Annotated in this window: 13 protein-coding genes; 1 reads left to right on the top strand and 12 read right to left on the bottom strand. The window is 61.2% G+C overall.

Annotated elements, in window-relative coordinates:
- Positions 1–214: 214 nt before the first annotated feature.
- The 12 genes from ACFY5B_RS30180 to ACFY5B_RS30125 all read right to left on the bottom strand — a co-directional run bounded on the left by ACFY5B_RS30180 (position 215) and on the right by ACFY5B_RS30125 (position 11,733).
- A complete protein-coding gene (locus ACFY5B_RS30180; protein ID WP_389975328.1) occupies positions 215–1,378 on the bottom strand; it encodes a hypothetical protein in 1,164 nt (387 codons plus the stop codon).
- Positions 1,375–2,793, bottom strand: a complete 1,419-nt coding sequence (locus ACFY5B_RS30175; protein ID WP_389975325.1) for a DUF3987 domain-containing protein — start codon at positions 2,791–2,793, stop codon at positions 1,375–1,377. The genes ACFY5B_RS30180 and ACFY5B_RS30175 overlap by 4 nt, the downstream gene beginning before the upstream one ends.
- A 116-nt stretch (positions 2,794–2,909) precedes the next feature.
- The gene (locus tag ACFY5B_RS30170; RefSeq protein ID WP_389975322.1) at positions 2,910–3,269 is read right to left on the bottom strand and encodes a hypothetical protein; all 360 of its coding nucleotides are present in this window, start codon (positions 3,267–3,269) and stop codon (positions 2,910–2,912) included.
- A 486-nt stretch (positions 3,270–3,755) separates the two neighbouring features.
- On the bottom strand, positions 3,756–4,082 hold the full coding sequence (locus tag ACFY5B_RS30165) for a hypothetical protein (protein ID WP_389975319.1): 327 nt from the start codon (positions 4,080–4,082) through the stop codon (positions 3,756–3,758).
- 76 nt (positions 4,083–4,158) lie between these two features.
- Entirely contained in the window at positions 4,159–4,518 is a 360-nt protein-coding gene (locus ACFY5B_RS30160) for a hypothetical protein (protein WP_389975316.1), read from the bottom strand.
- 977 nt (positions 4,519–5,495) lie between these two features.
- Positions 5,496–5,777 (bottom strand): hypothetical protein, encoded by a 282-nt coding sequence (locus tag ACFY5B_RS30155; RefSeq protein ID WP_389975313.1) that lies wholly within the window; start codon positions 5,775–5,777, stop codon positions 5,496–5,498.
- A gap of 3 nt (positions 5,778–5,780) precedes the next feature.
- Entirely contained in the window at positions 5,781–6,146 is a 366-nt protein-coding gene (locus tag ACFY5B_RS30150; RefSeq protein WP_389975310.1) for a hypothetical protein, read from the bottom strand.
- Between the two features lie 123 nt (positions 6,147–6,269).
- Entirely contained in the window at positions 6,270–6,596 is a 327-nt protein-coding gene (locus ACFY5B_RS30145) for a hypothetical protein (protein WP_389975307.1), read from the bottom strand.
- Position 6,597: 1 nt separating this feature from the next.
- Positions 6,598–6,852, bottom strand: coding sequence for a hypothetical protein (locus tag ACFY5B_RS30140; protein WP_389975303.1), 255 nt, complete (start codon positions 6,850–6,852; stop codon positions 6,598–6,600).
- Positions 6,853–7,372: 520 nt separating this feature from the next.
- Positions 7,373–7,822 carry a hypothetical protein gene (locus ACFY5B_RS30135; RefSeq protein ID WP_389975300.1) on the bottom strand — a complete coding sequence of 150 codons (450 nt, stop codon included), beginning with the start codon at positions 7,820–7,822 and terminating at the stop codon, positions 7,373–7,375.
- 3,378 nt (positions 7,823–11,200) lie between these two features.
- Positions 11,201–11,500, bottom strand: coding sequence for a hypothetical protein (locus ACFY5B_RS30130; RefSeq protein WP_389975297.1), 300 nt, complete (start codon positions 11,498–11,500; stop codon positions 11,201–11,203).
- Positions 11,497–11,733 (bottom strand): hypothetical protein, encoded by a 237-nt coding sequence (locus ACFY5B_RS30125; RefSeq protein ID WP_389975294.1) that lies wholly within the window; start codon positions 11,731–11,733, stop codon positions 11,497–11,499. Before ACFY5B_RS30125 ends, ACFY5B_RS30130 begins: the two co-directional genes overlap by 4 nt.
- Before the next feature lie 514 nt (positions 11,734–12,247).
- Between ACFY5B_RS30125 and ACFY5B_RS30120 the strand changes: the two genes are divergently transcribed.
- Positions 12,248–12,694 (top strand): Scr1 family TA system antitoxin-like transcriptional regulator (locus ACFY5B_RS30120; RefSeq protein WP_389975291.1); only part of this gene is annotated, 447 nt, incomplete at its 3' end.

Raw genomic sequence — 12,694 nt, 5'->3', positions numbered from 1 at the left:
TCTCCACTTCCCTTCAGCCCACTTACGACAGATCGGGGAGTAACGCCCCTGTATTGCACGGGTAGTTGAGCGGCGAACTTTCGGCATGGCCGAGGGAAGCGCAGCCTTACCTTCCTTGGCAGATGCACCCAACGCGGGCGTCTTTACCTCCGCTATAACAGGGTGGCCAACCGCTTTCGACGCTGAGGGGTTTGTGTTCATAGTGTTCACACCCCTACTGGACCCTGTATCCCGGGACCTCTTCCACGGGCGTGAACCTCTCCGGAGTCCAGAAGCCCACGAGTTCGCCCGTGTCGACGTGGTGAACGGGCTTGCCGTAGCCGCCCTCCGGTGCGTAGTGGTCCGCAGGCATGGGGGCCCACCAGACGCGGGACTGAAGCCGCAGGGTGGCGACAACTTCACTCGTCTCCAGGTGGCGCAGCTCGTACGCGCCACCCTCCGTGTAGGTCACGGACACCTTCACGGCCTGGCTGGGGCCAGAGCTGTTCTTCCCGCCCTTGCCTCCATAGAGGAATACGGAACTGCTGATGCAGGCACGCAACTCGGTGTCCTGCCAGACGACCCCTTCCGGATCGATGGCCACCGTCGCCGCCTGGAGGTCGGAAACCCACACCTTGGCCTCTCCCGGCTCCGAAGTGCCGGCGATTGCCTTGCGAGACTTCGCCTTCGACTCGGCATAGTCGTGCGCCTCGCCGTAGTCGAGTCCACGCGCCCGGCCCTGCTCCAGATCAGTGCTGTACTGGTCGGCCTCCTGCTCAGTCGGACGCTCAGCGGGTCGGATGCTGCCGTGTCCCGGGATGAGAGTGGTCCAGGTCGACCGCTTCGCGGGGTCGGTCCCCTCCTCCCCGACCCGCACCCGGATCGCGGGAACCTTCTCCCCGTTGTGTGTGGCCTTCATGTCCTGGGGCTCAGCCAGCAGGACGCCCGTACGCGTCACCTCTCCGCCCGTCGTGCTCTTCCCGAAGGCGGTCACGTAGTCGCCTGCCTTGACCCGGGCAAGCATCGTCTTGAGGTCTTCCATCTTGTCCACTTCTTCCCAGTTGGGGGAACGCTTCCGGTTCCCGTGTTCATGGCTGTCGTTCAGCACCTTCAGAGAAGGCACGTTCAACTGATCGGCGCACACTTCGCAGTCACACGAGTGACCGACGCAGAGCGGGCAGTCAACGACATCGCACAGCCGATCAGGGCCGTACCCGTCTCCCCTGTTGTACGAGAAGGGGTAGAGAACGTGTTCTCTCTCGTAGGGGTGCCCGTGGGCCAGCGGTTCCCCGGGGCACTCGAACTTGGATGCTCGGGCGCCTTCCTGTGTGGCAAACGCGGCACGGCACCCCGTGCACTGGAACCGCCCTTCCGGGTGCGCCCGAGTCGTGTGCCTCACGCACCGACCTTCTTACGGGGTACTGCCTTGGACGCAGCCTTCCGACGAGTTGCCGGCGGGGAGCCCGCGGCGGTGGTCTTCCTCGCGGTGGCCGTCGTCTTCTTGGCGGGAGCTGCCTTCTTGGCAGGCGCCCGACGCTTCGGGGCAGGCTTCTCGGGCTCGGGCGCTACCTCGGGCTCGGGCATGACCGGGACCAGGCGGAAGACGACCGGGTTCGCGCCGGGCCGCCTCTGCCGCTGCTCCACCAGCTCAACGTCTGCCATGTCCTCAGCCGTGTTGAGGATCTGCGCAGCCGTGTACCGACCCGAGAGCGCACGGTAGAGCTGCGTAGCCGTCATCTCTCCGCCGTACGTTTCGAGCTTCTGACGGATCTTCACGTCAAGCGGCTGAACCGTCCGGGACTTTGTCACATTGGTCTGTGAGATCAGTTGCTTCACAGAGGCAATGGAGTAGTCCACGAACGCCTTTGCAGCCTCCAGGGCCTTGATTGTGATTACTGTCTTCCGCTCAGCCGCCGTGAGAACGCAGGCCACCCTCAACACCTGTTCGTCTGCACGCTCGAAGTAACAGGACACGTCATCGGGGAGTTCCTCCAGCATGTCCTCATACTCAGCGCTCATGTCGTCGAAACGATCAGCAGACGCATCGGTGAACTCCATGCGGCGGGGCTCCTTCATCGCCCACTCGTAGGCCAAGCGAAGGGATGCACTGACCTTGATCTCGTCCAGAGAATTCCCGGTCTTGTAATCCCGCTTACGGAGCCGCTTGGACTTCTTCACCATCACAGGAAGAATCCGGTTGTACGTCCCGCCCTGAGCCTCTGTCAGGCTAATGAACTTCGCCCAGAGTGGCGGCTGGATATGGGCATGGAACCCTAGGGCCGGTTCTTCAACCGTGACCTCAACTCGACTGCCGTCCTTCTTGGTGACGTTCGAGATGCGGCCACCGTCCCACGATGTCCGCAGAATCCCGCCGTACTTGGGGCATCGCTTCGTCAGGAGAAGGGTGGTTTGCCACTCCTGATCAATGATCAGCGTTCGACTGTCCGGCCCTCCTTCGGACGTCAGGGAGTCCTGCTCATTCTCCCAAATCGTCTGCACCAGAGACGGACCCGAGGAGATACCCCCCTCCTCGCGGAGGGAAAGCCACTCTCCGATGCTGTCCTTCAGAATCGCCTTAGCCGTCTTCAGGGCGAATCCTTTACGCCCGATCCGGGACGGACCGACGAGAGCCGTCCAGGCCACTACCGGGCTCCCGTTCGGCTGCGTCACCTTCCCGTTGATAGCCGCCGAGTAGAGCGCCAGGACAGCCGCGTGCACCCCAATGGGGTCGGCCTCCGTGTGCGGCATGGCTGCCTTGACTGCGGCCCCGATGGGTCCGTGAGCCATCGGCTCATACCGAACCTTCTCGTCCATTACTTCCCCTCTTCTGTTGTGGTTGTACGTCCACACTCGGCGTGTGAGCGTCCATGGATCGGGCTGGAAGTGTCCCTATTCCAGCCCTCACCAAAGAGGCTCAGCCCCTTACCGCTTTACTGACTGTCAGGCTCGCTTTCCGGCTCGTTCCGCTCAATGAGCCACGTAGCGAGGTCGTTTCCTTGGATGCGCCATGAGGGATCAGCGTCCCAGTCCTTCCCCCAGCCCCCACTTTCGCCTGCTCCCCACTTATCCGGGTACAGCCACCGCAGGGGGATGAACTTCTCGGCCTTGACCTCCTCCAAATTGGTCACGCGTCCGGCCCAGCTGTAGACCGTACGCGTCACTCCGGAGTTCCGGGAGCTAGTCATGTCCGGCTCACCGGAGAGCAGGACGCGCATTCCGTGCGTGATAACCACGTCACCCGCGCGAAGCTCGGACGTGTTCACGATCATTCGCTTACTCTCGTCGGCCATTAGGCCCCCTTCAGTTCGGCCGCATATGTGCACGCGGCAATGTGCACCAGGGCGCGAGCAGCGCCATGCGGGCAGGCGTATGCGTTGGCGACCTCGCCCAGCTCCCCGCACAGCGCAAGGAACGCGCGTACACGGGTGCTCCGGTTCGAGTTGCCGGCCGCAGCTCGGGCACCATCGCGAGCCCGCACCACGTCCACACTCCAGCGGTTCGAGCCGCTCATTGCTCCGCCTTTCTGTGCCTCATGACTCTCACTTGACCATTGACGACCGCGAAATACGCACCCTCCATTTCGGAGTGATCCGGGTAATACGGCTTCCGGCATGCCAGCAGTTCATCCCAACTGCACTTCCAGAACCACACCTGAACTCCGTCAGGATTCCCGTCCGGAGAGCTGAGAACCTTGCTCCGCAGACGGAAGACACCCCTCAGGCAGTGCGGGCACTTGACCCCATCCGCAAGCGGTATGGGTTCGTCCTGTCCGTTGCTCACGCCTCCACCTGCCGCGAGGCAGGCGCCATCTTTTCCGGTACCCACGTGAACCGCTTCCGGCCCGCCAGGGCATAGGCGAAGTTGGCAAACCACGTTTCCTCGCGCTTACTCGCGAGGACGTTGCGCACTACGGAGTGCAGCGTGTCCGGGTCCGGCGTGTACGTCAGTACCGCGAGCCTCGGAGACTCGTAAACGCCCTGAGAGATGAGGCTTTCTGCATCCCTCACGTTCACCTCTGTGCCCTCCTTGCCGGGCGTCCAGAAAACGTCAACCCTCACAAACTGGCCAACGTGCACGCCAATTGCAGCGTGTGTGTATTCCATGCTTTCCCTTCCTGCTAGTAGCAGAGCAAAGGGCACGGACGAGTGTCCCTATCCGTCCGTGCCCCAAACTCCTCAACTAGAGGACTTCGTGATCCTTCGCCCACTCCTCAGTCAGGCCGTTCTGTTCACGCCAGGCAGCCAAAGCGGCCTCACGCTCTTCAGACGGGATGCAATCCCTGTGCCGGGGGCTGGGGACAACCGTCCCGTCTTTCTTCTTACGCCCTCGGATGTGGCTGTAGAACTTCTCGATCACCGCACACTTCGGGCCCTTCAGTTCGCACTTCCAGTGCGACCGGGTGTCACTCCCGTTGTACGGGCCCACGAGGGTCCACCCGTTGTAGAGCGCCACAGCGACCGCTTTGCGGGCCGCATCCCTGTTTCGCTTGTTCGCCCCCTGTTTCAGGACAGGGGAGATTGCGGGAGCCTCGTTAGTCATTTCGCGTAGTTCCCTTCAGTCCTTGTTCGCGTGGCCACGTGCGTGAATGAGGTCAACGCCCCCGTCGACACAATGAGGGCACGGCACGGAATCCTTCTGCCGCAAATCCACCAGCGCGACCAGGACCGTCCCGCTACAGGCGCCGCACTGCATGTGACGAATCTGCGTGTAGTCGTTGAAGTCCTCGTCCACGTGCGCCGCACACAGCCCGTTTCCGGCGTGTCCATAAGGCATGTTGCCGTGGAAGCAAACGGCGCACCGAATGCCGCCCCCCATCGCTTCCGAGCAATCCGGGTCACGGTGCGGAGGGAAACCCGTAGGGGTATTCCACAACGGCATTTCCATGACCTCACGCTTAACCTTGATGCTCGGGCACTTCCCGTCACCAGGGTTCACGTGGTGCTTGTGGTCCGGCTTGCACTCCGGCCTGAACCAAAGCCAGTACACGTCATAGGCGCGCGGGTAACGCTTCCGCTGGGGGTCATCACGCTTCCCCCACTCAGCCCACAGATTCCACAGATCCTCAGGAGCGGAGAGCACCACGCCCTTATTCGCGTGGAGCATGGACGTGCCCGCAGATTCCGACTCAATGGAACCCCACGCGAGCGTAATAGCATCCTGCTCAGAGGCCGCCAGGACCCAACGTCGCCTAAGCATTACTTGTTGCCCTCCCAGCCCGCCGGAACCTGAGCCAACGGAGTAACGGTGGCGAAGAACCGCCGGATGTGTTGCCGCACGAGGCCGCGCCGAGTGCACGGCAGGCAGTGAGTCACCCGCACGAAACCGTCATCGGTCAGCACGTTTGCCGTTCGGCCACAGCCATACACAACGCACTCGTATTTGACGAGATTCACCTTCACCTTTGTCTTGCCTTTCCTCTAGCCTCTGAGCTTGTCTCTAGAGACTGGCGGAGTAGGGCACGGGTGATCTGCGCCCGGAATTCCGGGTGACCTTCCTATGCCCTCTACCGTCAATCGCTAGCGGGTCATCTCGCGGCAGCCCTCGCGCACATAGCCGATCTGTTGAGAGACCGTGCGCTTACGCCCGTCGTCGAATGTGTCGCTCACCATGTCCGCGAACCACGTCCGTCCCTCACTCGTGCGCCGCAGCTCGACGCACGGCGGGTACGGCAGCGTTCCGACCAGCACGCGAGCCCGGTAGGACGCGTGAGGCTTGTGGGGGGCCGAGTGTGCCTCCTTGGCAACGCCACCGAGAATGGCCACCAGGGCGAGCGCGAGCATTGCGAGTCGTGTACGCATGAGTCACGCCCCCTGGTGCTGGTTGAAGATGCCCCTGCCCTTACACGCGGCGCACTCACAGATGTGCACCTGGTGCAGCTCCCTGGCGAAGAACACGGCCTCTCGCTTCCACGGGGTCCCGTCGCTTGCCCACGTGTACTGAACCTTCACCATTTCGTCTGAGAAGCGCTCGACGACGCGCGCCTCATAGGCGTACGCGGAACGCACCGACTTCAGCGAACTACGGCCATTCGGTACGTGATAGAACGGCCGGACCATCACGAGCCGACCAATGAGCGAATCGAGCGCCGTGCCCTCGTGCGTCATCGGCTCACTGATGGGGCGAACCTCAGTGAGGCCGAGCCCATCACGCTTGACATAGGTCTGCATTGGTTTCCCTTCCCTCCGCCCGTAGGCGGACATGAGAAGGGCACGGACGAGTGTCCCTGTCCGTCCGTGCCCATTTCCCCACCGGTACGAGGTGCCGGCGGGCACACCTGTCCCCTTGATCGTTTACAACTCGGTTGCGTCGCCTGCTGCCATGCGCAGTTCCGTTGAGATGCGCTCGACGGTTTCCCTGGGGACGCCGTTCCGGCGGTCTCCCACGGCCTCACAGAGAAAGCTGTAGTCGTCCTCAGACAGGTACAGGACGTACTTGTATTCGTCCCCGTCCGGCCACCTGTCCCCGTCCGCCTCAGTCATGGCGCGGCGCACGCGCTGAACCTGCTCCAGCCTCTTCGCTGCACGGAAGCGCCGTACGCGCTTCTCAAAGCCAGCCGTAGCGCTCTTCCAATCCGCTTCTGTCAGGAAGACCGGAAACCGGAGCAGAGTGTCACTCACCTCAGAATCCCCAGCGCTGCATGGGCCTGCCCCACTGGTGAACCTTCTCCAAGATCGGATAACCGTGCTGGTCCTCCCCGATCACGCGGGAGACCTCCACACCGAACAGCGGGGCGCCCTTTTCCTGTGCGTACAACGCGTGTCCGATGAACGCAACGAACCGGTACCGGGTGCCGTTGATCATCCGGTCGTGCGTCTCAAAGATCTGAGACGACTGGATCCCGGACAGGAACGGCACACGCTTACCAATCTCCATTTGCTTTGCCCTCCACTCAACTACCGTGCCTTTGTGGCGCAGTAGGTAGAGGGAGGCACGGACGAGTGTCCCTGTCCGGCCGTGCCTCCGTGACTACCAACTACGACGATGAACCCATGACGCGAAACCGCGTGAGTCCCGTTGCCTCCACCACCGGGCGTGCCCGGTATTTGGTTTTGCTCAGGTTCAACTCAACGAATGCCGGACCCATGCTGTACCGCCGTGCGTAAGCCACGGCGTCCCCGTACTTCCTGAACCTCTGATGCCATGAGGCACCCATGTGAGCGACGTACATTGCTCCCCCTCAGTAATCGGGATCGTTGTTCCACCGACCGTCAACGCTCTTGGCCACGTTGACGCCGTGCGGGAACGTGTCATCACTCCCGCATTCCGAGTCACCCTCACATGGGCATTCGTCCCGGAACTTGTCTGCCTTCTGTTCCGCAGTGTCACGGGACCGATGGGGCCCGGAAATGATGCCGTCCGTGACGTGCTGCACAAAGAATTCCGTAGCCATGGGTCAGACCTCCCGAGACTTGAGCCACGGGTCAGTAGTCGAGAACTCCACAATCTCGCCGCACCGATAGAGCGGGTTGTTGCGGGAGGTCACCCGGACCAGGACCACACGGCGCGTACCGAGCCGCTTGGTTTCCTTGACGACTCCGAGCACGATCCCGCCACGGACGCTCTTGTAACTCACCTTCTGACGTTCCTCCCACGTGTGCATGGCCCATTCGTCGCGGAACTCTTCCATGCCGGAAGAGCCCTCCCAGTCACGGACCAGGCCACGGCAAATCACCTTCAAGTGCTCGTCCATGCCCTTGGCGATATCGCGGCACGGCTTGCCCTTGTAGTCACCCGGAATGCTCACGGTCTTGAAATCCTGCCAACCGTCGTGATTCTCGGTCTTGTCAAACCACTGAACCTGGACGTGATCCGCTCCGTACGTCCAGATCACGTTGTACTGCATGTGACCGGACAACATGAGGTGATAGCCCGTTCCCTGGCCACCCGCGTACGTCCACGGAATAACCTTCATTGCCTTACCTCCCTGTACTCCATTACGACCGTTCGCAATGGGTGAGAGGACGCACGGAAGAGTGTCCCTAATCCGCCGTGCGCCCGACTCCCCTACGAAAGCGGAGTGACTCGGATGTTGAAGCCGTTCACCAGGGCATAGCCCGTGTTGTACAAGTCCGTGCGCGCCTTAATCGACGCGTCAGACAGGGAGATGGATTCCGCAAACACGGTCACGGAACGGACCATGTCCGACCACCTGCGCACGGTGTATGTGAACACGCCCTCAGCGTCTGTGATGTGAACGAGGAACGTGTCATGGTCCCGGTTCTCATGGTGGAAGCTGAAAGGCTGCAAACGGACTGCATCGCGCTTCATCACGCAAACCCCTTAGGGATCGCTGTACGGCCGTCTCCGGCCCTTACAAGTGCCTAATCGACACTCCCCTAGGCAGACTCACTCTCAGACGTTTAGAGACACGCTGGAAGGCTGGTGAGTATCAGTCACCATGACCCGGTGCGTGCTGGACACGTCGTGTTGAGCGTGCCTGCCGTAGGCAATCTCGATTGGTGCACTCATGCGCTCCGGACAGTTACTTGACAAACGCGCGTTGTCTCTCGTTTCGGCATGTCTTACTCGCACTCTGGCGTTTGCTCGTGTTGGTCAGTCTCAACGCAACTCAGTTGGGAAAGTACGCACCCTTTGTTGTTGCGGAGTCATGAACCAACGTGCACAAACGTTGCTGGCATGTCTAGTGATTGACTCGACGCGTCCCGCTTGGCTGTCTTTTGAACGCATGGACCTATTGGCTATCGGGACGGTCAGTTTCCCGCTTAGCAGTGCACCCGAACCTTTCGGTTTCTCGGCCTATCGTCGCGTCGGACTCAGTCCCGCTCCAGCACCGTGGGATCGCATGAACGGATTCACTCCCCATGCGTGCACTGCCCTATGGAGTTCTCAAAGAGCTACGAGGCCGCCTCACGGGCGCCTTACGCGTCTGAGTAGGTATCCGCGTAGGTCGCCCTGAAGGGGCGCCATTCGCGTTGTCAGGGCCGATACCGACCCGGTGAGAGATGGACACTCACCCGCGCTTGTGGTGGTGGGTCTCGTGCGCTCATTCGCTTGCCTGCCTTCCTGTCGGTGCCGCCCCCGTCGGGCGGTCGGTGGTGCCCGGCAGACACTTCCGGTTTTCCACCCAGGGGGCAACTTACGATCCAGCCGTCAGGGAGGGAACCGGGTGCGCACGCATAGAGGGCACAAAAGCGCAGGTCAGAAGAGTGTCGACTGCGGCCGGCAATCACGCCAAACCAGGACACAATACCCCTCTACCCAGGGGGCAACTTATTTGCATACCCTTTACCTTTACATACCGCATTAACGGACAAGCCGGGCAGGCATCTTTACTGCACCATGACTAAGTGATGCATCATCAGGTGTGTTTCTGACGCATCGTCATACGGACATTGTGGGAGGAATGCATTTACGCAGGGTTGTTGCATATTTATATCTGACGCACTGTCAGGTATTCCCTATGTCCCTATTCATACCCGTATGCGTGTGGCGGACATCACATTACTGATGGGTCGTCACACGTCATCTGACACACCATTAGTGCGTTTGTGAAACCTGATGGGCTGTCAGGTGCTGCCATGCCTACTCGGCCCGAACATCGGTCGCCTATTCATGCACCACTTAGTGATGCAGCATTATCATTCACAAGTGCACAATGTATTAATGATGTCGCACACCCATGTGGTGCATACATACGGGGGTAATATAACGAAAATGTTCACGAGGGACCGCAGGGGGCGCCTCCCTTCGGGTGTGTACGGGTTTCATCATTCACAAGGGCACAAGCTCTAATCATCCCGAACGCACTTCGAGCCCCCCAACAGACCCCTTCGGCCGGCACCGCGGCCTCGTGGGGCCCCTCAGAGGGCTCGTAATGGTGCACCACATGGGGTGCGGTAACAACATCATTGTTCCTTGGCTCACACTCTGAGCCGTCTGTGTCCTGATCTGCCTCAGAGGACACGTACGTAATCTATGGAGCCGGTTGGTATACCCCGGCTCAGGAAGGTCTGTCTCCTGACCAACCACAACCGGAGATGTCCCTACACCTCCATTTGTGCCTGTCGTAGAAGAACACCTCATCGGTAATCAACTCTCGGTCGCACTTGGGGCAGATGTCCCGAGGATCAATGAGTTCTCGGGGGTACCGGGTGCGTTCATGCTCTTGTTTCTCGCACAACCACTGATGCGGGTAATCCCCTCCATTGCAACAGGGGACGCAACAAATGATGCCGGCGGACGACCAGCGTCCGCAATTGCGGCATGGGTCGACCTGGAGGCCGCGAAGGTCTCTATAAACCGCTGTAACAGACACTAGGTCACTCACTCCCCCGCTTTCGGAGCCGGGGGGGGGCAAACCCCATGTCCCGCCATCTAGCCATTGCCTGATCAACCTGCGCTTGAATAGCGACCCTCACAGGATCAACGAGGCCCCAGCGACAGACCCCAGAGTGATTCTCGTACAGAGTGCACAGGTCATCGTCGTTGGCACGCTTACGGCAGACCTTTGAGGCAAACACGTACTGAGTTTCATCGTCTTCCGACCAACAGAAGTACGCGTCTTTTCTTGGATCTGCCAACTCGTCAAGGAAAGCCCCGTGCATTTCATGTCCGTCGTCACCAAGCTCGCACTGGAAGACTTCGAATGGCTCCGCTTCGAACCCTTCAATACAACAGGGCAGGCTTTCCTCAGCCAAACGCAGCGTTGCGAGCTGGATTGTGCGCCTGCTGCGGCACCGGATCATGACCTCTCCGAAAATCAGCGTATGAATGAGCCCCAGCCGTCTCCCACGGAGGAGGAAGGAGACGACCGGGGCCTTTGGGGGGTGGTTTGGGGGTGCCCGTGTCCGGGATTGGACCGGATCAGCCAACGCGGCCGTTGATTATTTAGCGATGACCTTGGTTCACGGGCTCTCTGTCGGACACTCGTTGTCCCCCCCTTGAGGATCGCCCAATGCAAGGACACCGACAGAGGCAGTGCCCCACCCCGCCGGGATCTCCGAGAGGGCGGGGGAGCCTCTTGCGGATTCCGTCCGGCAGGGTGGGAGTCATCGAGCCACCAAGGCGGCTTCGTCAGCGGCTCCGAGGTCTTCTTCGACCATGGCCAGGAGCCTAGGAACACAGTCCGTGCATCCGTACAGTTGACCTTCTCCACGAGGAATGCGGATTGGCCCCAGCCACTTAACGGGTAGGCCCTCGCGCATGCACCCGAGCATGCAGCGCCACCAGTACCAGCCTTCCGGCAGTGAGGGTATGTCCTTCACGTCCTCACCCTGTCTACCTTCGCGGGCTCCAGCGGTGGAACGGGCTGAGGCGCCGGCACCGGCTCTGTGGGACTCCAAATCTGATAGTCGGCCAGGGCGCGCCGATACCTGTTGTGTCGGGTCTTTGACGTGTGCTGGATCATCCACACTGTCACGTCTTCGGGAGTCGGCTGAGGGCCGGACTCGGCGCCGCACTCCTTCTCCTCACCCCAGACGCAGCGGGCCTCAAACTCCTGATTGGCCGTCTCGTCCGGCCTCAGCTCGTACGTGACGTGTTTGATCACTGAGCGGGTCACGGCCGTCCTCCGATCACATGGTTCCGGGCGTCGAGCTGAGCCTTCATCCGCTCCTCTTGCGTGGCCTGGCGGATGTTGGTGGCCTCGACCTCCCACTCTCGGCCGCCACCAACGGGACGGAGCCAGGCCGACCCCGCCCACGTACCTCGGTACACGCCGACCTTGCCGCTTCCTGTGTCCTTCACGATCTCCTCGAACGAGGGAACGTAGTGGTCTCGCGCGCCGCCGCTCATACCGCTCCCTTCGCCTCAAGGACGGCTGTGGTGACGTTGTGGATGTCTTCGCACGTCCTGACGTGCCAGCCCTGCACCCACAGCCGCCCCATGCCACCCTCAATGCGCTCCAGTAGGACAGACACACCCTGCTCCGCAGCCGTGCGAAGGATGGGGTAGAGCTTGAAGACGTCTTCCATCTCCGGGCCTTGAGGGTCATATGCACGGCTGAGCAACTCGGGACTCGGCAAGGGCATGGGGGGATACCTCTCTCAGGGGCGTCCTCGCCCCAACGTCACTGTCCGTACCCCACCCTGAACCCAATGCGAGTAGCCTGAAAGGGTTTCGCGGCCCGACCTGCGGTTTGGGCGGCCTGGCATATTCCAGGACTCGTGACCTGCGGGAAGGCTGATCCTTGTTCGGTGACCAAGTACGTGGGCGGGGTGAGATGGCCGACAGCCACGACGTTGACAACCCTCGGCGTCGCTTTGCTGAAGAGCTGAGGAGTGCTCGGGAGCTGTACGGGAGCAGCCCCATGTCTCAGACAGAGTTGGGCCGTCGTACCCGTACCTCGAAGTCAACCATTAGCCGCCTGGAGTCCACTGACTCACCGATCCCGCCAGAGTTGCCGGCGCTCCTAGACCAAGTCTTCAACACTGGCGGCCTCTTCAAGGCCCTGTATGAGGAGATCGTTGCCGCTGACTTCCCTGCCCTGTATCGGCGCCGGATGGCTCTGGAACGGCAGGCGGAGGCCATTTGGGAGTGGTCGCCAACTATCGTCCCAGGCTTGTTGCAGACCGCTGGTTACGCTCGGGCTCTCCTGCTCAAGGGTGCTCCGCGGGCAACCCCTGAGGAGATTGCGGCGGATGTCAGCAAGCGCCTTGCCAGCCAGGCCGTCCTACAAGCGGAGGCGCCCCCGGACCTTCGGGTTGTGCTGTGTGAGTCCGTGCTGATGCGACGTGTTGGCAGCGCTGACGTGATG

The organism is Streptomyces sp. NPDC013187, assembly GCF_042899705.1.
GTDB lineage: Bacteria > Actinomycetota > Actinomycetes > Streptomycetales > Streptomycetaceae > Streptomyces > Streptomyces hawaiiensis_A.
The sequence above is the reverse complement of the archived record's forward strand: the minus strand, read 5'-3'. Positions and strand labels throughout refer to the sequence as shown.